Origin of the sequence: Flavobacterium sp. xlx-214 (assembly GCF_013874595.1) — a bacterium.
Classification (GTDB): domain Bacteria; phylum Bacteroidota; class Bacteroidia; order Flavobacteriales; family Flavobacteriaceae; genus Flavobacterium.
The window spans coordinates 1,192,476-1,214,177 of sequence record NZ_CP059431.1 but is presented as its reverse complement, the minus strand read 5'-3'; the positions used below and the strand labels follow the sequence as shown (position 1 = coordinate 1,214,177).

Annotated in this window: 24 protein-coding genes; 9 read left to right on the top strand and 15 right to left on the bottom strand. The window is 32.8% G+C overall.

All coding sequences use genetic code 11. From position 1 onward, the window contains the following. The first annotated feature begins 35 nt into the window (after window positions 1–35). Window positions 36–1,640, top strand: a complete 1,605-nt coding sequence (locus H1R17_RS05745; protein ID WP_163431972.1) for an Ig-like domain-containing protein — start codon at window positions 36–38, stop codon at window positions 1,638–1,640. Window positions 1,641–1,663: 23 nt separating this feature from the next. On the opposite strand, the gene H1R17_RS05740 is transcribed toward H1R17_RS05745, so the two are convergent. The 7 genes from H1R17_RS05740 to H1R17_RS05710 all read right to left on the bottom strand — a co-directional run bounded on the left by H1R17_RS05740 (window position 1,664) and on the right by H1R17_RS05710 (window position 8,936). After that, a complete protein-coding gene (locus H1R17_RS05740) occupies window positions 1,664–2,434 on the bottom strand; it encodes a nitrilase family protein (RefSeq protein ID WP_163431971.1) in 771 nt (256 codons plus the stop codon). 76 nt (window positions 2,435–2,510) lie between these two features. Further along, on the bottom strand, window positions 2,511–3,254 hold the full coding sequence (locus H1R17_RS05735) for a succinate dehydrogenase/fumarate reductase iron-sulfur subunit (protein WP_163431970.1): 744 nt from the start codon (window positions 3,252–3,254) through the stop codon (window positions 2,511–2,513). A 63-nt stretch (window positions 3,255–3,317) separates the two neighbouring features. Beyond that, window positions 3,318–5,318, bottom strand: a complete 2,001-nt coding sequence (locus H1R17_RS05730; RefSeq protein WP_163431969.1) for a fumarate reductase/succinate dehydrogenase flavoprotein subunit — start codon at window positions 5,316–5,318, stop codon at window positions 3,318–3,320. A 21-nt stretch (window positions 5,319–5,339) separates the two neighbouring features. Continuing rightward, a complete protein-coding gene (locus H1R17_RS05725) occupies window positions 5,340–6,206 on the bottom strand; it encodes a succinate dehydrogenase cytochrome b subunit (protein ID WP_163431968.1) in 867 nt (288 codons plus the stop codon). A gap of 148 nt (window positions 6,207–6,354) precedes the next feature. Then, entirely contained in the window at window positions 6,355–7,224 is an 870-nt protein-coding gene (locus H1R17_RS05720; RefSeq protein WP_163431967.1) for a ChaN family lipoprotein, read from the bottom strand. Further along, the gene (locus H1R17_RS05715; protein WP_163431966.1) at window positions 7,214–8,326 is read right to left on the bottom strand and encodes a hypothetical protein; all 1,113 of its coding nucleotides are present in this window, start codon (window positions 8,324–8,326) and stop codon (window positions 7,214–7,216) included. Before H1R17_RS05715 ends, H1R17_RS05720 begins: the two co-directional genes overlap by 11 nt. Then, entirely contained in the window at window positions 8,319–8,936 is a 618-nt protein-coding gene (locus tag H1R17_RS05710) for a hypothetical protein (protein ID WP_163431965.1), read from the bottom strand. Before H1R17_RS05710 ends, H1R17_RS05715 begins: the two co-directional genes overlap by 8 nt. A 77-nt stretch (window positions 8,937–9,013) precedes the next feature. Here H1R17_RS05710 and H1R17_RS05705 point away from each other — a divergent pair, with 77 nt between their 5' ends. Both H1R17_RS05705 and H1R17_RS05700 read left to right on the top strand, forming a co-directional pair. After that, entirely contained in the window at window positions 9,014–9,595 is a 582-nt protein-coding gene (locus H1R17_RS05705; protein ID WP_163431964.1) for a Crp/Fnr family transcriptional regulator, read from the top strand. 73 nt (window positions 9,596–9,668) lie between these two features. After that, entirely contained in the window at window positions 9,669–10,961 is a 1,293-nt protein-coding gene (locus H1R17_RS05700) for an aminopeptidase P family protein (protein WP_163431963.1), read from the top strand. Window positions 10,962–10,974: 13 nt separating this feature from the next. Here the strand turns inward: H1R17_RS05700 and H1R17_RS05695 are convergent, their stop codons facing one another. From H1R17_RS05695 to rnhA, 7 genes are all read right to left on the bottom strand, one after another. Beyond that, the gene (locus tag H1R17_RS05695; RefSeq protein WP_163431962.1) at window positions 10,975–11,328 is read right to left on the bottom strand and encodes a hypothetical protein; all 354 of its coding nucleotides are present in this window, start codon (window positions 11,326–11,328) and stop codon (window positions 10,975–10,977) included. 93 nt (window positions 11,329–11,421) lie between these two features. Beyond that, on the bottom strand, window positions 11,422–11,823 hold the full coding sequence (locus tag H1R17_RS05690) for a hypothetical protein (RefSeq protein ID WP_163431961.1): 402 nt from the start codon (window positions 11,821–11,823) through the stop codon (window positions 11,422–11,424). A gap of 177 nt (window positions 11,824–12,000) precedes the next feature. Beyond that, window positions 12,001–13,902, bottom strand: a complete 1,902-nt coding sequence (locus H1R17_RS05685; RefSeq protein ID WP_163431960.1) for an amidophosphoribosyltransferase — start codon at window positions 13,900–13,902, stop codon at window positions 12,001–12,003. A gap of 60 nt (window positions 13,903–13,962) precedes the next feature. Then, a complete protein-coding gene (locus H1R17_RS05680) occupies window positions 13,963–14,892 on the bottom strand; it encodes a PfkB family carbohydrate kinase (RefSeq protein WP_163431959.1) in 930 nt (309 codons plus the stop codon). Window positions 14,893–14,992: 100 nt separating this feature from the next. Then, window positions 14,993–15,283: a hypothetical protein gene (locus tag H1R17_RS05675; protein ID WP_163431958.1), complete on the bottom strand. Its 291-nt coding sequence runs from the start codon at window positions 15,281–15,283 to the stop codon at window positions 14,993–14,995. 92 nt (window positions 15,284–15,375) lie between these two features. After that, window positions 15,376–15,786, bottom strand: coding sequence for a hypothetical protein (locus tag H1R17_RS05670; RefSeq protein ID WP_163431957.1), 411 nt, complete (start codon window positions 15,784–15,786; stop codon window positions 15,376–15,378). Window positions 15,787–15,873: 87 nt separating this feature from the next. Continuing rightward, the gene (rnhA, locus tag H1R17_RS05665; protein ID WP_163431956.1) at window positions 15,874–16,344 is read right to left on the bottom strand and encodes a ribonuclease HI; all 471 of its coding nucleotides are present in this window, start codon (window positions 16,342–16,344) and stop codon (window positions 15,874–15,876) included. A gap of 85 nt (window positions 16,345–16,429) precedes the next feature. On the opposite strand from rnhA, the gene H1R17_RS05660 reads away from it, so the two are divergent. Together H1R17_RS05660 and H1R17_RS05655 are read left to right on the top strand one after the other, a co-directional pair. Continuing rightward, complete coding sequence (locus H1R17_RS05660) at window positions 16,430–17,395, top strand: hypothetical protein (protein WP_163431955.1); 966 nt, start codon at window positions 16,430–16,432, stop codon at window positions 17,393–17,395. A 43-nt stretch (window positions 17,396–17,438) separates the two neighbouring features. Next, window positions 17,439–17,855, top strand: a complete 417-nt coding sequence (locus H1R17_RS05655) for a hypothetical protein (protein ID WP_163431954.1) — start codon at window positions 17,439–17,441, stop codon at window positions 17,853–17,855. Between the two features lie 104 nt (window positions 17,856–17,959). Here H1R17_RS05655 and purN read toward each other — a convergent pair whose 3' ends face one another. Continuing rightward, on the bottom strand, window positions 17,960–18,523 hold the full coding sequence (gene purN, locus H1R17_RS05650; RefSeq protein WP_163431953.1) for a phosphoribosylglycinamide formyltransferase: 564 nt from the start codon (window positions 18,521–18,523) through the stop codon (window positions 17,960–17,962). Window positions 18,524–18,713: 190 nt separating this feature from the next. Between purN and H1R17_RS05645 the strand changes: the two genes are divergently transcribed. The 4 genes from H1R17_RS05645 to H1R17_RS05630 all read left to right on the top strand — a co-directional run bounded on the left by H1R17_RS05645 (window position 18,714) and on the right by H1R17_RS05630 (window position 21,702). Then, window positions 18,714–18,950 carry an acyl carrier protein gene (locus H1R17_RS05645; protein WP_002988156.1) on the top strand — a complete coding sequence of 79 codons (237 nt, stop codon included), beginning with the start codon at window positions 18,714–18,716 and terminating at the stop codon, window positions 18,948–18,950. 163 nt (window positions 18,951–19,113) lie between these two features. After that, window positions 19,114–20,367 carry a beta-ketoacyl-ACP synthase II gene (gene fabF, locus H1R17_RS05640; RefSeq protein WP_163431952.1) on the top strand — a complete coding sequence of 418 codons (1,254 nt, stop codon included), beginning with the start codon at window positions 19,114–19,116 and terminating at the stop codon, window positions 20,365–20,367. Between the two features lie 4 nt (window positions 20,368–20,371). After that, complete coding sequence (rnc, locus tag H1R17_RS05635) at window positions 20,372–21,124, top strand: ribonuclease III (RefSeq protein ID WP_163431951.1); 753 nt, start codon at window positions 20,372–20,374, stop codon at window positions 21,122–21,124. Between the two features lie 56 nt (window positions 21,125–21,180). Continuing rightward, on the top strand, window positions 21,181–21,702 hold the full coding sequence (locus H1R17_RS05630) for an IPExxxVDY family protein (protein ID WP_163431950.1): 522 nt from the start codon (window positions 21,181–21,183) through the stop codon (window positions 21,700–21,702).

The following is a 21,702-nucleotide window of genomic DNA, read 5'->3' as shown; positions in this document are numbered from 1 at the left end:
TAAAAATAGTTACTTTGCATTGTAAAAGTAAGTTGATGAAATTTTTAAGATACGTTAGTTTTTTTGCTGTATTAACTTTATTGTTGTTTACCAACTGTGCTAAAAGAGGCACCATAAATGGTGGTCCGCAAGACTCATTACCGCCAATCATTTTATCAAGTTCGCCTGAAAATTTCAGCACTCATTTTAATGCTAAAACCATTCAAATTAATTTTGATGAGTACATCAAACTCAACAAGGTAAATCAACAATTGATAATTTCGCCTCCTATGGAAACGCAGCCCGAGATTATCCCAATGGGTTATCCTAGTAAATTTATTAAAATTAAGATTTTTGACACCTTAAAACCGAATACAACTTACAGTTTTAATTTTGGCGAAAGCATTCAAGATAACAACGAAGGCAATCCTTACACTGGTTTTAAATACGTTTTCTCTACTGGTGATTATATTGATTCTTTAAAATTGGCAACAACTTTTGAAGATAGTTATAGTAAAGAAAAATTGGGCCGAGTAAATGTAATGTTGTATGAAGCCGAAGGTTTTACTGATTCTACCATTTACAAGAAAAAACCGTTGTACATAACAACATCGTTAGATAGTTTAAACAATGCTTCTTTTGAAAATTTAAAAAAGGGAGACTTTTATTTAATTGCTTTGCAAGAAAAATCAAGCAACTATAAATTTGATCCTAAAAGTGATAAAATTGGCTTTTATCCTCAAAAAATCACAATCCCAACAGATAGCACTTTCAATTTAAAACTATTTAAAGAAGAAAAATCACCTAATGCATACCGACCAACAATGGTGAGCCAAAACAAGTGGTTAGTACCTTATGAAGGCGATGTAAAAAAACTTAAAGTAAACGTTTCTGCTAATAACAAGCCTATACCTACTGCTTTTATTAAAGTTCCAGAGAAGGACTCTATTTTTGTATTTACCCCTTTAGAAAAATATGATTCGTTACAATTTTCCTTTAAAGAAGGTGCTTATGAAAAAACACAATCAGTAACACATAGAACCATCAAAACAATTGATACTTTAAACATTAAGTTTACAAAAAACGGAAACTTTAGTTTTAGAGACACTTTGGCTTTTACCACAAATACGCCTTTAAAAAACATCAATAAAGAGCTTATTCGTTTTTATGGAAAAGATTCTATTCAAATTCCTTTTTCAACACAAATTGATAGCATTAATAACTTAGTTAAAATTCAGTTTGATAAAAAAGAGAATGAAAAATACACCTTTGTTTTACAACCCAATAGTATTATTGATTTTTATGATGCATCATTGAAAAGTGAAATCAAACAGGTTTTCACAACAGGCAAATACAGCGATTTTGGAACGATAACTTTTACACTTTCTGGCAACGTGAGTTACCCCATTATTTTTGAATTATTGACAAAAGATGAAAAAGTGTACGATTATGTTTACATAAAAGAACCTAGTGAAATTGAGTTTTCTCAGATGGATCCAAATAAATATTTTGTTCGCATTATTGAAGATAGTAATGGTAATAAAAAATGGGACACAGGTAGTTATTTACAAAAGCGCCAACCAGAAAAGGTGATTCAATTCCCTAAAGAACTTGATGTACGAGCCAATTGGGACATTAAAGAAACATTAGTAATACCCTAAAAAATAAGCTTTCAAATGGAAGCTTATTTTTTTAATTCAAATTCATCAGCATCATTTAAAAAGGCAAATTTTGCTCTTGCTTTTTCTAATGATTCTTTGTCAATCTCAACTATTTTAATCTCCTCGTTTAAAAAAGGTTCTTGAATATAAGCTCCCATAAAGTCGATAGCTTGCGAATGTCCTGAATAATACACATCATTAGGATCAGTACCACAACGATTCACCGCCACAACGTAGCTCATATTTTCAATAGCACGCGCTTTTAACAAACTGTCCCACGCAAAAATGCGTCTATCAGGCCATGATGCTACATAAATCAGCAAGTCGTAATTTTCCTTTTCAATTCTTGAATATACGGGAAAGCGTAAATCATAACACACCAACGGGCAAATGTTCCAACCTTTATAAGAAACAATTAGTTTTTCATTTCCTGCCGTGTACACTTTTTCTTCGCCAGCCAACGTAAACAAGTGTCTTTTGTTATAGGTTTGATAAGATCCATCAGGAAACACAAAATACAAGCGATTATAGAACAAATCATCTTCCTTAGTGATCCAACTGCCCGTAATAGCTAATTGTTGTTTAATAGCTAAATTTTGAAGTGTTTTTAAGGTATGATCGTTTTCAATTTCTGCTATCAAATTAGGAGTCATTGAAAAACCAGTGGTAAACATTTCGGGCAACACAACCAAATCAATATCATTAGCTAATGTTTGCATTTTATCAGCAACATTTGCAAGATTGCTTTCTTTGTTTTCCCAAAGGGTATCAAATTGTAATAAGGCTATTTTCATAGTTCTAATTTACATTAATTTCAACAAAAAATCCCGAACAAATGCTCGGGATTTTATTATTATTTAGTATCAGAGACTATTTAATAGAAGCTGATAAATATTCACGGTTCATACGTGCAATGTTTTCTAAAGAAATTCCTTTAGGACATTCTACTTCACAAGCACCAGTATTAGTACAGTTACCAAAACCTTCGTTATCCATAGCTTCTACCATGTTTAAAACACGCTCTGTAGCTTCAACACGACCTTGTGGTAACAAAGCAAATTGAGATACTTTAGCTGAAACGAATAACATTGCCGAAGAGTTTTTACAAGTTGCAACGCAAGCACCACAACCAATACAAGTAGCAGCATCAAACGCTTTATCAGCATTGTCTTTACGAATAGGTAAAGCATTTGCGTCTTGTGTATTACCCGAAGTATTTACAGAAATAAAACCACCAGCATGTTGAATACGGTCAAAAGAACCACGATCAACAACTAAGTCTTTAATTACAGGAAATGCTTTTGCACGGAAAGGCTCAATATAAATAGTATCACCATCTTTGAATTTACGCATGTGTAACTGACAAGTAGTTACGCCGCGATCTGGTCCGTGTGCTTCACCATTGATGAATAAAGAACACATACCACAAATTCCTTCACGACAATCGTGATCGAATGCTACTGGATCATCTCCTTTTTCAACTAATTCGTTATTTAAAACGTCTAACATTTCAAGGAATGACATATCTGGTTCAATACCGCTGATTTTATAATCAACCATTTGACCTTTATCTTTTGCGTTTTTTTGACGCCAAATTTTTAATGTAAGATTCATTTGATTCGAATTTTTACAAAAGAGTAAGATGAAAAACCTGAGCCTTTCATCTTAGCTCCAATATTATTTATAACTACGAGTTACCATTTTAATGTTTTCATATACTAAAGGCTCTTTGTGAAGAACTGCTTCACTAGGTTTTCCTTTGTATTCCCAAGCTGCAACATAAGAGAAATTTGCATCATCACGTTTTGCTTCTCCTTCTTCTGTTTGGTGCTCTTCACGGAAGTGACCTCCACAAGATTCTTCACGGTGTAAAGCATCTTTAGCAAATAACTCACCTAACTCTAAGAAATCGGCTACGCGCAATGCTTTTTCTAACTCTTGATTGAATGATTCTGCAGAACCAGAAACTTTTACGTTGTTGTAGAAATCTTCGCGTAAAGCTGCAATTTCTTCCATTGCTTCGTTTAATCCTTTTTCATTACGAGCCATACCTACTTTATCCCACATAATTTTTCCTAATTTTTTGTGGAAGTAGTCAACTGAATGTGCTCCTTTGTTGTTCATGAAATGATCAATCATAGAACGTACATTGTTTTCAGCCTCTACGAACTCAGGTAAATCAGTAGAAATGGTTCCTGTACGGATATCGTCTGCTAAATAGTTACCAATAGTGTAAGGTAATACAAAATAACCATCTGCCAAACCTTGCATTAAAGCAGAAGCTCCTAAACGGTTTGCACCGTGATCAGAGAAGTTTGCTTCACCAATACAGTAACATCCTTCAACAGTAGTCATTAAATCGTAATCAACCCAAACACCACCCATTGTGTAGTGTACTGCAGGGTAAATCATCATTGGGGTTTTGTACGGATCCTCGTCAACAATTTTGTAGTACATCTGGAATAAGTTTCCGTATTTGTTTTCTACTACTTTTTGACCTAAATCGTATACTAATTTTGCATCGTTTTCATTTAAATGGTGAATACGTGCTTGCTCTTTACCATAACGCTCAATTGCAGCAGCAAAATCTAAATAAACTGCTTCACCAGTTGCGTTTACACCAAAACCAGCATCACAACGTTCTTTAGCAGCACGCGACGCAACGTCACGAGGTACTAAGTTACCAAATGATGGGTAACGGCGCTCTAAGTAATAATCTCTATCTTCTTCAGCTAAATCGGTAGGTTTCTTTTTACCTTCACGAATTGCTTGTGCATCTTCTAATTTTTTAGGAACCCAAATACGTCCATCGTTACGTAATGATTCAGACATCAATGTTAATTTTGATTGATGCTCTCCTGTAACTGGAATACATGTTGGGTGAATTTGTGTATAACAAGGGTTAGCAAAGTAAGCTCCACGTTTGTGTGCTTTCCAAGCTGCTGTAACGTTAGAACCCATTGCGTTGGTAGATAAGAAGAATACGTTACCATAACCACCTGTAGCAATAACTACTGCGTGAGCTGAGTGACGCTCAATTTCACCAGTAATTAAGTTACGTGCAATAATACCACGAGCCTTACCATCAACAATCACTAAATCTAACATTTCGTGACGGTTATACATTTTGATTTTTCCACGTCCAATTTGGCGGTTCATTGCAGAGTAAGCACCTAATAATAATTGCTGCCCTGTTTGACCTTTAGCGTAGAAAGTACGTGACACTTGTGTACCACCAAAAGAACGGTTATCTAATAAACCACCATATTCACGAGCTAATGGCACCCCTTGAGCAACACATTGGTCAATGATGTTTACAGAAACCTCAGCTAAACGGTGAACGTTTGCTTCACGCGCACGGTAGTCACCACCTTTTACTGTATCGTAAAATAAACGATATACAGAGTCACCATCACCTGCATAATTTTTAGCAGCGTTAATACCTCCTTGAGCTGCAATAGAGTGCGCTCTACGAGGAGAATCTTGGTAACAAAAAGCTTTTACGCTGTATCCTAATTCTGCTAACGTTGCTGCTGCAGAACCACCTGCTAAACCAGTACCTACGATAATTACATCGATATTACGTTTGTTTGCAGGGTTTACTAATTTAATATGATCTTTATAATCAGTCCATTTCGATGAAATAGAACCATGTGGAATTTTATTATCTAATGCCATAATCAATCTACTCTTTAATGATTATTTAGTGAAATAAATGTAAAGTGGAATAAGTGCAAACAATGCAGGAACTACAATTGCAAATAATTTACCAACACATTTAATTAATCCGTTATATTTAGGATTGTTAGCTCCTAAAGATTGAAATGCACTTGCAAAACCATGCATTAAGTGAAATGCTAACACACACATTGAAAATACGTAAAAGATTGTAAAAATCAAACCGTATTGAGGATCTCTAAAGAACTCAACTGTTATTTTGTACAAATCTTTGTATCCTTCAGCAACTTTAATATCAGTTCCTTTTGCATAGAATTCTTTGTTGTTACGTACATCTAACTCGCCTTCTACTTTATCAAAATAAACCGTTTTTCCTTCTTGATCAATTTGATAAACCATTCCGCCGTTGGTTGTATTAACACCTTGAGCCTTAAGCTCCATTCCTGGCATTGGTTGAATCTTTACTTCTTGCTGTTGCAATGGCATTTCTGCAAAATGCATTTTTGCCCAAAAGTTAACCATGTGTGTTGCAATGAACACTAATAATAAAGTACCTAAAACCGCCATGTTTCTAGACTGCCAAGTACTGTTTGATGCTGCATTGTTTTTAACGTAACCAATTGGACGCGCTTTTTTGTTTTGGATTGTTAATAGGATACCATCAACAGCGTGAAATAAAATTGAGAAATACGTTAAGTACGATAAAATTTTTACCGCTGGGTTAGAGGTCATAAAGTAAGCATATTGATTGAACTGTAAATCAGTTCCAAAAATCAATTGCAAGTTACCTGCTAAGTGACCTACTAAAAACACGCATAAAAATAACCCCGTAAGTGCCATCCAGTACTTTTTACCGATTGACGACTTTAATAGTGCAGATTTTGCCATAATGTAATGTTAATAGTTTTCTTCTTAAAAAATCACACAAAAATACGGCTAATTATAAAAACAAAAAAAATGTTAATTGGTTTATTTTGCTATTTATAATCAGTTTAAACAAAGTTTTTAAATTATTTATATTCAATAATTTAACAAGTTACTCAAAACTTTTGGGCATATCGGCATCTACAACAATTATAAAATCAGCCTTACCTAAATGTTCTTTTTCTACGTTTTTAACACTTGCTTGCTCTACAACTGTAATTGTTTTTACTAAAATATCTTTTTGATACTGATTGATGTACCATGCAATACCCTCATGATTATCACTGTGATAAGAACCATTTAAATGTAAAAACAAACTATTAGGTTGTGTGTTTTGTAGCAGGAAATAAGCCATGGTTGCATCTTTAATAGCCTGCGATTTTGGAAAGTTTTCGTTTGCATGATCGCTGTCTTTAAACATATCCATCATTTTTACATAACACGGCAAATTTTTATCATAAGGAAATGGTAATGGCGCAATCCACGATTTTTCTTCAACCGAAAGCGTATCTAAAGCCCCAATCCCCTTTTTATAAAGCAAACTTGCATAGCGGCGCGGTACATTGGTTGCTACATAATTAATTTTGTGCTCTTTTGCAAAATTCAACAACGGTTTGTAATCGGTTTTGTAATTATTCCAAAGACGCATTTGCTTTTCAAATTCTTTCTCGTCTAAATTTCCTTTTACATAATTTTGAAGGATTTCTGCCTGATCACGCTCAAACATTTCAGCTCCAATTACCAGTTTTTTATCTTTATTCTCGTATAATGTTTTAGCTACTTTTACTTGAAAATAATGCGCAATAGCGTTATTATGCAATTCGCCAAACAAAACAACATCAGACTGTTTAAGGTCCTTCGTCATTTTTTCAAAAGATACCTCTTTTCCTTTGCTAGTAAATAATTTATAAGGTTGCACTTGCGCGTTTGCAATAGACACAACCAAAACAGTGGCAATTAAAACGATTTTTTTAAGGGACATAATCTATAAATAAATGATTTTTATGTGTAAAAACAGGTAGCTTTTCAACAGATATTGTTTTGAAAGTATAGCTACAACCTTCATTATCTAAAACTATCGTGTTTTTATCTTTATATTTAACAACAAAAGTAGTGATATTCTGTCTTTTTTCTAGTCTTAATACTTCATCAAATTTTACAATTTTATAATCGATCATTTGTTCCTTTGCATTTTCAAAAACTACATAACCTTGCTTTAAAACATACATTCGCTTAAAATTTAAAGCAGCAATTTTAGGATTACAAGTTGTAGTTTGCAGTTCATAAGCAACAGAAAAAATATTGTTATGTTCCATCGAAGAAAAATAAGGAATCAACAATACACTTATAAATGAAAGCATCACAAACGACTTAGCTGCTAACTGTATTGGTTTTGATTGTTTTGCGCTTTTTTCAAACAAAACATAACTTAGCTTTTTTAATTTATCTCGATAAAAATACAATTGAAAAACCGTGATTAACAGCAACAGAAAACTAAAGATTTTTACTGAAATATCAAACGAAATATTAACAATAAAAATGTAACTAAACGATACAAAAGCAAGCAATAAACCAAACAGTCTGGTTTTTCTAAAAAACAATAAAAAAGCTGTTAGGCATTCTAAGAAACCTATTAAAAATGTATAAGTTGGCGCTAAACCTAAGACACTCCAGTAGAGAATATCTTTTTGCAGCATGCCAAAATTAGTATACAAAATATTGCTTTCGGGTTCAGGAAACTGTTCTAAGAACAATTTATTAAAACCATACACAAGAAGTACAAATATTAAATAATAGCCAGAAATTATTTGAACAATGTGGTTGAATTTTTCGCTTTTCTTGAAAAAAAAAGCAACCAAACTAATTGCAAAGAGCACGTAAAGTAAAATAGCTAAGGAAACCGAATCAGAATCAAAATCCACTCCTATCATTTTAATTTTAAAAAAATTCGACAGGAATTTCACAAGATCTTGAAATAAAAACTGTGTAATGTGTACATTAAAATCTAAATGCGAAGTCGGTAACGGAACAAAAACAATGGCTAATAGTAAAAATACCGACACTACATTTACAATTCTATACATAACGAATATGCTTGTTGCGTTTAGTAAAAAAGAAATACACACCTAAAGCAACTAAAAAACTTAATCCTAAAGACATTCCATATAACAAAAATGGGTTATTGGTATCCTTGTTTTTGCCTTTGGTATTTACAATAATGGGCGGCACAAATTGTTTTTTCTTCTTCTTTGATAGTTTCTTTTGGTTGTCATATCCTACAAAAACAACTTTTTCAATATCGTTCCTAAAGTTATATTCTGTTTTTAAAACCTTTTTAATACTATCTAATTGATGTTTTTTTGAAAACAAAACATGATTGTAAACCGTATCTTTACCAGCACGCCAAAATGAAATACTATCTTTTGTATTGCGTTTAAAATTTTCTCTACAATATTCACTTGTAACCATCACCGCTTTTTCGTTATCAATAAAAATTACCGAATCTAACTGGGCATTTCGAATTCGAGCTGTTGGGGCAATTCCAAAATTAGAATCTTTAATATCAGCTGTATTATTTTTTAAAGCGTAAGCAAAATCATTTCCACTATGACGTTTATGTGCAATTAATTTTGTTTGAGAAAACAGCAATTGTCCCCACAAAAACAGACCAAAAACAAATACCAACTTTCTCATACAGAATATATTTTTAAAACACAAAGGTATTCTTTATCTTTATCTAGTTTCTATTTATTTTAATTTGATTAAATAAAATGCACCCTAATTCTAACTTATTTTTTAATGAACCATTCGGATTTTCTTCTGAAAATTTAAGAGCTATTTTAAAACCTTTTAAATCGTCCTTCAAAGAAATTGTTTTAAAAAAAAACGATTTCTTAGTTAAACAAGGTGAAATTTGTCTTTATTTTTGTTTTATTGATGAAGGCGTTTTGCGACATACAATTGAAATTGATGGACAGGACAAAACAACCTATTTAGGCATACAAAACACAGTAACTGTTGCTTTAAACAGTTTTTTACTTAAACAACCATCGCGCAAAAGCATCAAAGCACTTTTTGACTGTAGATTATGGGTAATGAATCTTGATGATTTTTTAGAACTGCGTAAAACAAATTCTGATTTTCAAAAATTTTACAACAATCTCATCGAAAAACAATTGTGTTTGATTGATGAATACCGCTTGGATTTGCTTACACTTTCACCAGAAGAACGTTATCAGAAATTATTAGAGAACGAACCAAAATTTATTCACGATATTCCGTTACATTACTTGTCTTCTCTTTTAGGAATTTCTGACCGCCACATGAGTCGAATTCGAAAAAACATAAAATAATGCCATTTGGCTGATTATCGCTAATTAGCATTTGCTTAATTTTGATAAACAATAATTGTAAAAACTTAAAACCATGAAATACCATCAAATAGATCGAAATCTTTTTATAAAAAACCGTGCAAAATTTACAGCACAAATGGCTCCACAAAGTTTAGCCGTATTTAATTCAAACGATATTTACCCAGTTTCTGCCGATTCCACCTTGCCTTTTGCACAACATCGCGATATTTTTTACTTATCAGGTGTTGATCAGGAAGAATCTATTTTAGTATTGTTTCCTGATGCTTTTGAAGAAAAACACCGCGAAGTTTTGTTTTTACGTGAAACCAATGAGCATATTGCTGTTTGGGAAGGCGAAAAGCTAACCAAAGAACGTGCTTTTGAAGTTTCGGGCATTAAAACGGTTTATTGGCTTTCCGATTTTCCTACAATTTTTAGAAAAATGATGTGCGAAGCCGAAAATGTATACATCAACAACAATGAACATTATCGTGCATCGGTTGAAACAGAAACACGTGAAGATCGTTTTATTAAAAAAGTAAAACAAGACTATCCAGGGCATCAATATTTACGTTCAAACCCAATTTTGCAACGTTTACGCTCGGTTAAAGAGCCACAGGAAATTGCTTTAATTCAGCAAGCTTGCAATATTACCGAAAAAGGTTTTCGTAGAATTTTAGGTTTTGTAAAACCAGGTGTTTGGGAATATGAAATTGAAGCGGAGTTTGCACACGAATTTTTACGCAACCGTTCTAAAGGTTTTGCGTACACGCCAATTATTGCAAGTGGCAACAACGCCAACGTGTTGCATTATATTGAAAACAACCAACAATGTAAAGATGGTGATTTAATTTTGTTTGATGTTGCGGCAGAATATGCCAATTACGCATCCGATTTGTCAAGAACCATTCCTGTAAACGGTCGTTATTCTGCACGCCAACGCGAAGTGTACGATGCGGTTTTACGTTGTAAAAAAGCGGCTGAAACATTGTTAATTGCAGGAAACAATTGGTACGATTACCACAAAGAAATGGGTAAAATTTATACTTCGGAATTACTAGGCTTAGGCTTATTAGACAAAGCCGATGTACAAAACGAAAACCCTGATTGGCCGGCTTATAAAAAATACATGATGCACGGAACATCGCACCACATGGGATTAGACACCCACGATTACGGAATTTTAACCGATACTTTTGTAGAAGGCATGGTGTTTACCAACGAACCAGGTTTTTACATTCCGGCAGAAGGTTTTGGTATTCGTTTAGAAGACGATTATGTGATTCAAAACCAAGGATTGCCATTAAACTTAATGAAAAACATTCCGTTAGGGGCTTCAGAAATTGAAGATTTAATGAATAGATAATAAAAAGAGAACCTTAAAGGTTCTCTTTTTTTATGCCCGTTTTTTCTTTTTTATTTAATTCTTCATAAGAAGTCCATACTGAGTCAAAAGCAGTGATATTTAAACCCAGAGCTTCATATTCATCGCAAACTTCATCAACATATTCCATAGCTCCAATTGCTGTTACATTGTCTTTAGTATATGCTGGCAATAAAACTTCTTTATCATCATTTATACAAATACTTAAACTGAATTTAACAAATCCCATTTTTTTGTCGCGTCCAAAAACTTCCTTAGAACTTTCTTCCTTTTTATTATTATGATTGACTTGCGAATATGTAAGACTTGTAACACCTAAAAACAACGTTATTAGCAGTATATATCTCATAAGTAATGATTTTTGTTTATCTAAAGATATAAAAAAATCCGATAGCTATTCTTAATAGTATCGGATTTTCACGTAAAGTAAAATATAGTTAGATTATGACCAACGCTTGTTTCCATAAGTCTCATATTGGTATGCATAAATTCTATTCCATTTTTCGTATTGAGAACGACTCAATAAGTTTTGAATAGCGCGGTCGTATTCACGATCTAGCATACGCAATTTTTGCTCTGGGTTTCTGTATTTTTTAAGAATGTAACGTTCGTCGTTTTGTTTGTCTTTTAATAAATCTACCAATTGACGCTCTTGACGGTTTGTTAAATCTAAACGAGTAAAACTGTATTTTCCGTTTTGATATCTGTAATCGTTTTTACCATAACGATCGTTTTGTTGATATCTACTTTCAGAACGATAATCGTCTTGTTTTACTAATTGTCTTTGCTGTGCAAATGCTCCTACTGATAGAGCCACCATTGCTATTGTAAAAATTCTTTTCATAATATTTAAATTTTAAATGTTTTAAACTTTGTTGTTTGATTAGGTATTTTCAATAGCTGTGCCAAAGTTTAAAAAAATAGCTTTTGATGTAAAATTTAGGGTAAATCGATACAATTTAGAGGTAAACAAAAAAAGCACCGAGAAATCTCGATGCTTTTTATCCGTATAATCTATTATTTAATAAGCTCTTGCGTCTTTACCTTCAACAAAGTTCATAAACGCGCGGTTTACTACTCTGTTACCACCTGCTGTTGGGTAATTTCCTGTAAAATACCAATCGCCCAAATTATCAGGGCAAGAAATATGTAAATTCTCAACCGTTTGGAACATAATTTTTAAATCGGCTTTTACTGTTTCTGGATGTAACATCTCAGAAATTTTATCAGAAATTTGCTCATCCGTAAAAGGAGCATAAATTTCTTTTACATAATTTACTACTTCAGCATCTGGCAAATTCTCTTGCGCTTTACATTTTAAATATACATCGTTTATTAAATGATACATATTGTTATCTTTTAATAATTCTAATGTTGCATTGAAAGCAATTAAAGTTTCCATTTTAGCCATATCAATACCATAGCAATCAGGATAACGAATTTGTGGAGCCGATGAAACTACGATAATTTTCTTAGGATTTAATCGATCTAACATTTTTACAATCGATTTTTTCAACGTGGTACCACGTACAATACTATCATCAATAACCACTAACGTATCAGTAGGTTTTACTACGCCATACGTAACATCGTACACGTGCTCTACCATATCGTCGCGGTTGCTGTCATCGGTAATAAACGTACGAAGTTTAGCGTCTTTAATTGTAATTTTTTCTGAACGAATGGTTTTAGATAATATTTCTTGTAACTTTTCTGGTGTTAAATTGTCTTTTTCAGCTAAAATACGTTCTTGTTTTTGCTTGTTTAAGATGTCTTGCGCACCTTCAACCATACCAAAATAAGAAACTTCGGCTGTATTAGGAATATACGAGAAAACAGTATTTTCTAAATCGTGGTCTAACTCATCCAAAATCATTGGCATCATGGTTCTACCCAATTGCTTGCGCTCTTGATAAATACCTGCGTCGTTTCCTCTTGAAAAATAAATACGCTCAAAAGAACATGCTTTTCTTTCTAAAGGTTCTAAAATTTGCTCAAAAGAAACCGAACCGTTTTTCTTAATAATGATGGCTTTACCAGGATCTAACTCTTTAATATCTTCAAAAGGTACATTTAAAGCCGTTTGAATAACAGGGCGTTCTGATGCTACTACAACAATTTCATCGTCTTCATAGTAAAATGCCGGACGAATACCTGCTGGATCGCGCAATACAAAAGCATCGCCGTGACCTAACATACCTGCCATTGCAAAACCACCGTCCCAGTTTTTAGAAGCGCGACGTAAAATACGTGCAAGATCAATACGTTCACCAATTACTGGCGAAGCATCTTTTTTAGATAATCCTTCTTTATCGCGTAATTCAAAATATAAGTTTTCTACTTCATCATCTAAAAAATGACCTATTTTTTCCATTACGGTAACGGTATCAGCCATTTCTTTAGGATGTTGCCCTAAACGAACCAAATCATCAAATAGAACTTTTACGTTGGTAAGGTTAAAGTTACCTGCAACAATTAAGTTACGATGCATCCAATTGTTTTGACGTAAAAACGGATGTACACTTTCAATATTGTTTTTACCAAAAGTACCGTAACGCACGTGCCCCAAATATACTTCGCCAATATAAGGCAGTTGCTTTTTTTGTGCATCGATATCGTTTACCAAACTAGGATTTTCAATTAACTGTTCATTAATTCTACCATTAATTTGAGTAAAAATATCTTGAATTGGCGATGTTTTATTAGAACGTACACGACTAATATAACGCTCACCTGGTTCCATATCTAACTTAATACTTGCCAAACCTGCACCGTCTTGTCCGCGATTATGCTGCTTTTCAAGCAACAAGTACATTTTTTGAATAGCATAGAAACTTGATCCATACTTTTCTTTGTAAAAAGATAAAGGTTTCTTTAATCTTAAAAGTGCAATACCACATTCGTGTTTTAAAGCGTCGCTCATTTTGTATTAGTGTGTGTTGTTAAACCAAAAAAAGCCCCATGACGAGGCTTTCCTATTTTTTTATTGCGCAAGTTCGATATCGAACTGAGTTAGCATTTTAAATTGTTGTAAACGTGCGTTTACTTCTTCGTATTTTAAATTTTCCATTCGCTCTGTTCCAAACTTTTCAACGCAAAACGATGCTAAATTAGAACCGTGAATAATAGCGTTCTTCATATTATGGAACGAAACATTTTGCTGCTGTGCTAAATATCCAGAAAAACCACCTGCAAAGGTATCGCCTGCCCCTGTAGGATCAAACACTTCTTTTAAAGGTAAAGCTGGTGCAAAGAAAACTTGCGATTCGTTAAACAACAACGCCCCGTGTTCTCCTTTTTTAATCACAACATATTTTGGACCCATTGTATGGATAATTTCGGCAGCTTTTACTAACGAATATTCACCTGATAACTGACGAGCTTCTTCATCATTAATGGTAATCACATCAACGCGTTTTAAAACCTCTTTTAATTCTGGCAAAGCACAATCCATCCAAAAATTCATGGTATCTAAAACAACTAATTTGGGTTTTGCTGTTAATTGATCTAAAACACTGATTTGCGTGTTAGGATGTAAGTTTCCTAACATAATTACTTCGGCATCTTTAAAATTTGCAGGAACAACCGGGTTAAAATCGGCCAATACATTTAATTGTGTATCTAACGTATCGCGAGAATTTAAATCGTTATGGTAACGTCCGCTCCAAAAAAAGGTTTTGCCACCTGCTACTTTTTCTATTCCCGAAATATCTATGTTTTTACTTGATAATAAATCTAAATATTCTTGAGAAAAATCGTCGCCTACAACCGAAACTATAGCCGCATCTACGTTAAAATGCGTTGCCGCCAAACCAATATAAGTTGCAGCACCACCTAAGATTTTATCGGTTTTACCAAAAGGTGTTTCAATAGCATCAAAAGCAACCGTGCCTACAATTAATAACTTGCTCATATAGTTATTTATAAATGAAGACGCAAAGATAATAGGAAAGCAAATAATATACAAGCACGTTTTTTATTCCTTAACATAGATTAATTATCTCTTTAGCCAATTAATTTTGATTTGCTGTATACAAAAAGGGAAAAAAAATCATTACTAAAATAGTAATCAAATTAATAATTAATGGCAAAATGTATTTTTTGCGTTCTAAAACACTGCTTTTCATTAAAAACACAAGGGTAACAATAGGCAAAACAAAAGTTGCTAACAAAACAATAAGCGATGTTAACTCATATACTGCCCCAAAAACGGGATGTAAAGCATAAAGATCAACTACTTTAGTAACCAACCAATAACACAAAAGAATGGTTGATAAAACTGCCAACACTTTAACTTTATTCATACAATTTGCTTTTTAATGACTGCATAAATATAACCAAAAAAATTACGCTTTGCTTACTTTGGAGTTTTCTTAACGAGGAAACGCAAATGTTTCTATTTCAAAACTTCGCCATTAGGAAAAATGATTTCGCCGTTGCTTGAACTTACATTGAAAAAACCAACATGATGCTTTATTGCCAATTCTTTCATTGTTTCAAAGGCTTCCTCAGCCAACGACCAAGCAAATGCAGCGTATATCACTTCTTTACCTACAGAATAATCAGTAACATAGGAATCGTTTTCCATATTGTCTAATTCATCATCACTAGGAGCATACGGTCCATTCATTTGAGGAAATTTAGTAATCATATCCATAAACCAATTCCTCAAATCAGCAGACGAAACTACTGGATCGTCATAATTATGTTCTTCTTCCCATTCTGTTTGTTTATCATACCATTCCATAAACTCTTTCTTGCTTTTTGGAGCAGCTGTTTTTTCAAAAACCATCAAATCGTAACTCATAGCTTATTTGTTTTATGCCTTTTTAAGCAAATCTAAGATTAGTGCTTTGTGGCGATTTAAACTTCAGTATAAATATAATAAAAAAAGTTAAGCTTCGTTTTTTTCGTACCACTCATCAATTAAAAGCTTGGCATTTTTTGAAGCTTCTACAGCCAGTACGTCACAACGTTCGTTCATCGGATGGTTGTTATGCCCTTTAATCCATTGAAATTTCACTTGGTGTTTTCTATAAATCTTTAAAAAACGTTGCCATAAATCGGGATTTTTTTTCCCTGCAAATCCTTTTTTCTCCCAACCAAAAACCCAGCCTTTAGAAACAGAATCTACTACGTATTTTGAATCAGACACCACCAAAACAGTTAAATTATCTTTTGTTAACGCTTCTAACCCTACAATTACGGCTAACAATTCCATTCGATTATTAGTTGTTTTACGATATCCCTTTGATAATTCTTTAAAATGTTTGGTATTATTTAAGTGAAGTATCACTCCATAACCTCCCGGTCCAGGATTACCACGAGAAGATCCATCGGTATATAAAAGAATTTCGGGTTGCATAAAGTTTAATTTAAGCAAAAATACAATTCTATTTTGGCATTTTTTTTTATTAGTTTTGAATACTTATAAAATAAAAAGATTAGAAATGAAAAAAATAATACCATTGCTATTTTGCACATTTACATTTTATTCACATGCACAAGAAATTGATTGTAAAAAATTCGTACAAACTGAAATTATTAATAAAATTAAAAACTATCCTCCAACAGATTTAGTACCATATTCTACTGACGGTAAAAAATGGAGTTTGATGGATGTTAAATCTAAAAAGATCATTACAAATCCATTCATGGAATCGAGATCAACATTTCACCCTAGTCTTTTAGTTTATCCAAATAACAACTGTACAAGTATTGAAGTTGCTAATAATTTTAATATTCAAGAGGTAAATTTTATTGACAGAGAAAGCCCAAGTAGGGCATCTCTTCCAACAATTGAAGGTCTTGGTTTTGAAGTTGACGAAAACGGAACAATGACAGCCTACTCAAAAAAATACAAACACAACTCTGACGACATGTCAAATATTTCAAAAGCCATAAAACACAACAACGAATATTTTGCTATAATACGGAGAATAGGAGAAAATCTAATCGGTGAACATGTACTAATTAATCAAAAAGGGCAAGCACAAAGTGGCTTTGTTTTTAAAGATATTAAACTTTTACCTTATCTTTATGAAAATGAAAATTTATTATATATTGAAGATTTTAATGGTAAGCAAGGATTTATAACACTTCGAGGAGAGCATTTTTTTTATGGTGAATTAATTAGATACCCTTTTAATAATTCTTTTGGATATTCTGTTCAAAACAATATTACTGAAAACAAGGAAAATATAACCAACTCAGGGGTAATAGACTTAACTACTTTACAATGGCTGATTAAACCACAAGAAAAATATAAAATATACGACATTGTTTATACTTCATCTGAAGAAATTAGCACAAGTAATCCAAAAAACAGAAATAAGGCAAATATTTATTTTCTTGCTACACAAAACGGTGAACATTTTGTATTAGATATTAATGGCAACGCAATAAAACCGAACTAATATTTTGGCATTTATTTTGTAATTATTATAAAAAACAATTATTATGCTAAAACAAATACTACCTACTTTTATAATTTTACTAATGTGCTTAACAACTAACGCGCAAAATGTTTCTTACAACTACGATTATAATTATGTGAACAAAATAGCACGATTATGGATTGATTTTGACATTATAGCAGAGTACGATTTTTTAGAAAACAAAACCCTACACAAGGATTTCACTTTACAAGATGGCTATATTTTTAGTAACGTAAACGATTCGAGTAAGGAAATTGGCTTTTTTAACAACGAACAACTTATTGTGAACAAAGAAACGTATGAAATGAAAATTCCTGCGGTAGGCAAAATAGCTGTTCGTAAAAAAGGTGATAAAAAATGGATACGTGTTAAACAAACAAAAAACAGTTTATTTTTTATAGAAAACGCAGCGCAATTACCAGAAATAGTACAATTTTAGGCTTTTGCATTTACCTTACAACGCGATATTTTTTACAAAGAAAAACGTTTATATGAAAATGCCTCAACCGGTATAAACGTTGAGGCATCTGTATCTTTTTAAGGTTATTCGTTCAAAAGCTGCTCTATTACTATAGGAAAATGCTTGTATTCTAAAGCGTGTACTTTTGCAGCTACATCGTCTGCTGAATCGTTCTCATCAACTTTTGTTTTTGCCTGAAAAATAATAGCTCCCTCATCATATTGCTCGCTTACATAATGAATGGTAATGCCTGTTTCGGTTTCTTTATTTGCCACAACAGCCTCGTGTACATAATTTCCGTACATCCCTTTACCTCCAAATTTAGGTAACAAAGCTGGGTGAATGTTAATAATTCTGTTCGGAAATTGTTGAACAATCTCTGCAGGAAACAGCAATAAATAACCCGCCAGTACAATTAAATCGGGTTTTAATTCTTGTAATCTATTGTACAAAACACCTTCATCGTTTTGCTTTTTAGTAATAACCTCTGCTGGAACATTCATTTTTTTGGCTCTCTCTAAAACAAAAGCATCTTTTTTATTGGTGATGATGTAAAATTGACAAGGATATTCTTTATCTTTAAAATACTGAATAATATTTTCCGCGTTACTTCCCGATCCAGAAGCTAGTAAAACAATGTTTTTCATACAATTAGCTCAAAATTATAGTGACCTATAAAAATCTTAATGAATATTTAATGCCACAAAATTCGAAAAAAATATCCATTTAAAAATTATTTTTTTAACTTCGCATTTACAAAAACAATTAAATAGGTGGTAATATGGGAAAGTTTCCTATTTTTGCCACAACAATTAAACTTAAAAAATAGAAAAAACTATGTCAGACATTGCATCAAGAGTAAAAGCAATTATCGTTGACAAATTAGGAGTTGACGAGAACGAAGTTGTAGCAGAAGCAAGCTTCACAAATGATTTAGGAGCTGATTCATTAGACACTGTTGAGTTGATCATGGAGTTTGAAAAAGAATTTGACATTCAAATCCCAGACGATCAAGCTGAAAACATTGCTACAGTTGGTCAAGCTATCTCTTACATCGAAGAGGCTAAAAAATAATAACTTAATACATCCTACGCAGTTTTAAATTGCGTAGGTGTTATTATTTATTTTCTTTTTAAGTTAAGAATTTAGATTACAAAATCTATTAAATTATAGCAACCCAATGTTTCCCTTTTCATGAAACTTGGGTTTTGTTTTTTTAATTAATACATAAATTATTATGAATTTAAAGCGAGTTGTTGTTACTGGATTAGGCGCCTTAACTCCTATTGGAAATAATATTTCAGAATTTTGGAATGGTCTTATGAACGGAGTAAGTGGTGCTGCGCCAATAACTTATTTTGACGCTACTAACTTTAAAACACAATTTGCTTGTGAGGTTAAAGGTTTTAATGTAGAAGATTTTATCGACAGAAAAGAAGCTCGAAAAATGGATAAATACACTCAGTATGCAATGGTTACTGCTACTGAGGCTATGGAAGATGCTAAATTTAACTTTGACACTTTGAATTTAGACCGTGCAGGTGTTATTTGGGGTTCAGGAATTGGTGGTTTACAAACATTTCAAGACGAGGTTACTAATTTTAACCAAGGAAATGGTGTACCAAAATTCAACCCATTCTTTATTCCTAAAATGATTGCTGACATTGCAGGTGGATTAATTTCTATGAAATACGGCTTACGTGGCCCAAACTTTACAACAGTTTCGGCTTGTGCTTCGTCAACCAATGCAATTATTGATGCTTTTAACTACATTCGTTTAGGGCAAGCTGATGTTATTGTTACAGGTGGATCTGAAGCTGCTGTTACCATTGCAGGTATTGGTGGTTTTAACGCAATGCATGCTTTATCTACAAGAAACGACGATCCTGCAACTGCTTCTAGACCTACTGACAAAGACCGTGATGGTTTTGTTTTAGGCGAAGGTGCCGGTGCTTTGGTTTTAGAAGAATACGAACATGCGGTAGCGCGTGGCGCAAAAATATACTGCGAAATAGGTGGCGGTGGTATGTCTGCAGATGCACATCATATTACAGCTCCACACCCAGAAGGTTTAGGTGCTAAAAACGTAATGTTAAACTGTTTAAGAGATGCTGGTTTAAAACCAACAGACGTTGACGGTGTTAACATGCACGGTACATCTACTCCACTTGGAGATATTGCAGAATCAAAAGCTATTTTAGAAGTTTTTGGTGAGCATGCGTATACTATGAATTTGAATTCAACCAAATCAATGACAGGGCATTTATTAGGTGCTACTGGTGCTATTGAAGCAATTTCATGTATTTTAGCATTACAACACGGTATGATTCCGCCAACCATCAATCATTTTACAGATGATGAAAATATTGATCCTAAGTTAAACTTTACCTTCAACAAAGCGCAAAAACGCGATGCTAAAGTACTTATGAGTAACACTTTTGGCTTTGGTGGTCATAACGCCTGTGTTTTGGTAAAAAAATTAGAAGCCTAATTAAATGAAATGGTTTCGTAACATATGGCATAAAAAATCCCCTATAAATAATAGCGGGATTTTTTATTCTACTATTACACAAATCATTTCGTATAAGCCTAGAAATATTGTTTATTTTGAAACAGCATTCACGCATCGATCGTTAAATAAACTCAATGAGAATAAGCAACCTATCAACTATGAACGATTAGAGTTTTTAGGCGATGCCATTTTAGGATCTGTAATTGCAGCTTATCTGTATAAAAATGCTCCAAAAGGAGACGAGGGTTACTTAACCCAAATGCGTTCTAAGTTAGTTAGCAGATCACACTTAAACAGTATTGGCAAAAAACTTCAATTAACCAATTGGGTACAAACCAAAGCAGCTATATCGCAATTTGGCGATAACATCAATGGTAATTTACTAGAAGCCTTAATTGGCGCCATTTATATGGACAAAGGTTTTACGGCTTGTGAAAAGTTTATCTATAAAAATATTCTTATTGAAATTAAGGATTTAGATTACTTAGAAAACAAAATTGCCAGCTACAAAAGTTTGTTTATTGAATATTGCCAGAAACATAAAAAAACGTTTAAGTTTGATACACAAGACGATAACGGCAAAGACAATATTAAGCATTTTTATGTAAAATTGTACTTCAATGAAAGTGTTATTGCAAGAGCACGCGCCACAAGCAAAAAGAAAGCCGAAGAAAAAGCAGCACAACGCGCTTTTTTTGCACTGCAATCACAAATGCAAAGCCACATTAAAAAATAATTAAATATTCATTTTCAGCGCATAATGCGCTTTTATTTTTGTATTTTTGATGATAGATGGTACCAATTAAGAAAAATACAAACGAAATCCTTCATAAATTAGATTATGATGATACTGATTATGAAGAAATCCTTTTAATTGCTATCCAATCTAACATGCCCGATTACAAAATGGCATATCATCTAAACAAAAATCTAAACATTCAATTTCAAAAAGTTCATCCAGAAATTACCTTAACTTCTGAAAACGGAGTAACTTATTTGAGGCATTTTTTATATGAAGATTGTAAAAATCATCTTAATTGGAGGCTTATTGAAAACAAGTCAAATTATTCCATTAGTCAGTTAGATAAAAAAGAATCTTTATTTGTTGATCCTAACGATTTATTCTCAACAACAGAATATTTAGTACCTGAGTGGAAAACCATCGATTATTTTCTTCAAATTGAAAATGCGGATGATTTTTTTCAGATGGATGAAATTGAAAATCAATTAAATAAAATTAAAAACATCTCAATGTATTTTGTAGTAGATATTGAATCGTTGAGTGCAAAATCAAAAAAAAATATACTATTTTAA

What these genes read in the sequence shown, in the direction of transcription:
- H1R17_RS05745 (WP_163431972.1), top strand. Translation starts at nt 36, where the DNA reads ATGAAATTTTTAAGATACGTTAGTTTTTTTGCTGTATTAACTTTATTG.
- H1R17_RS05740 (WP_163431971.1), bottom strand. Translation starts at nt 2,434, where the DNA reads ATGAAAATAGCCTTATTACAATTTGATACCCTTTGGGAAAACAAAGAA.
- H1R17_RS05735 (WP_163431970.1), bottom strand. Translation starts at nt 3,254, where the DNA reads ATGAATCTTACATTAAAAATTTGGCGTCAAAAAAACGCAAAAGATAAA.
- H1R17_RS05730 (WP_163431969.1), bottom strand. Translation starts at nt 5,318, where the DNA reads ATGGCATTAGATAATAAAATTCCACATGGTTCTATTTCATCGAAATGG.
- H1R17_RS05725 (WP_163431968.1), bottom strand. Translation starts at nt 6,206, where the DNA reads ATGGCAAAATCTGCACTATTAAAGTCGTCAATCGGTAAAAAGTACTGG.
- H1R17_RS05720 (WP_163431967.1), bottom strand. Translation starts at nt 7,224, where the DNA reads ATGTCCCTTAAAAAAATCGTTTTAATTGCCACTGTTTTGGTTGTGTCT.
- H1R17_RS05715 (WP_163431966.1), bottom strand. Translation starts at nt 8,326, where the DNA reads ATGTATAGAATTGTAAATGTAGTGTCGGTATTTTTACTATTAGCCATT.
- H1R17_RS05710 (WP_163431965.1), bottom strand. Translation starts at nt 8,936, where the DNA reads ATGAGAAAGTTGGTATTTGTTTTTGGTCTGTTTTTGTGGGGACAATTG.
- H1R17_RS05705 (WP_163431964.1), top strand. Translation starts at nt 9,014, where the DNA reads ATGCACCCTAATTCTAACTTATTTTTTAATGAACCATTCGGATTTTCT.
- H1R17_RS05700 (WP_163431963.1), top strand. Translation starts at nt 9,669, where the DNA reads ATGAAATACCATCAAATAGATCGAAATCTTTTTATAAAAAACCGTGCA.
- H1R17_RS05695 (WP_163431962.1), bottom strand. Translation starts at nt 11,328, where the DNA reads ATGAGATATATACTGCTAATAACGTTGTTTTTAGGTGTTACAAGTCTT.
- H1R17_RS05690 (WP_163431961.1), bottom strand. Translation starts at nt 11,823, where the DNA reads ATGAAAAGAATTTTTACAATAGCAATGGTGGCTCTATCAGTAGGAGCA.
- H1R17_RS05685 (WP_163431960.1), bottom strand. Translation starts at nt 13,902, where the DNA reads ATGAGCGACGCTTTAAAACACGAATGTGGTATTGCACTTTTAAGATTA.
- H1R17_RS05680 (WP_163431959.1), bottom strand. Translation starts at nt 14,892, where the DNA reads ATGAGCAAGTTATTAATTGTAGGCACGGTTGCTTTTGATGCTATTGAA.
- H1R17_RS05675 (WP_163431958.1), bottom strand. Translation starts at nt 15,283, where the DNA reads ATGAATAAAGTTAAAGTGTTGGCAGTTTTATCAACCATTCTTTTGTGT.
- H1R17_RS05670 (WP_163431957.1), bottom strand. Translation starts at nt 15,786, where the DNA reads ATGAGTTACGATTTGATGGTTTTTGAAAAAACAGCTGCTCCAAAAAGC.
- rnhA (WP_163431956.1), bottom strand. Translation starts at nt 16,344, where the DNA reads ATGCAACCCGAAATTCTTTTATATACCGATGGATCTTCTCGTGGTAAT.
- H1R17_RS05660 (WP_163431955.1), top strand. Translation starts at nt 16,430, where the DNA reads ATGAAAAAAATAATACCATTGCTATTTTGCACATTTACATTTTATTCA.
- H1R17_RS05655 (WP_163431954.1), top strand. Translation starts at nt 17,439, where the DNA reads ATGCTAAAACAAATACTACCTACTTTTATAATTTTACTAATGTGCTTA.
- purN (WP_163431953.1), bottom strand. Translation starts at nt 18,523, where the DNA reads ATGAAAAACATTGTTTTACTAGCTTCTGGATCGGGAAGTAACGCGGAA.
- H1R17_RS05645 (WP_002988156.1), top strand. Translation starts at nt 18,714, where the DNA reads ATGTCAGACATTGCATCAAGAGTAAAAGCAATTATCGTTGACAAATTA.
- fabF (WP_163431952.1), top strand. Translation starts at nt 19,114, where the DNA reads ATGAATTTAAAGCGAGTTGTTGTTACTGGATTAGGCGCCTTAACTCCT.
- rnc (WP_163431951.1), top strand. Translation starts at nt 20,372, where the DNA reads ATGAAATGGTTTCGTAACATATGGCATAAAAAATCCCCTATAAATAAT.
- H1R17_RS05630 (WP_163431950.1), top strand. Translation starts at nt 21,181, where the DNA reads ATGGTACCAATTAAGAAAAATACAAACGAAATCCTTCATAAATTAGAT.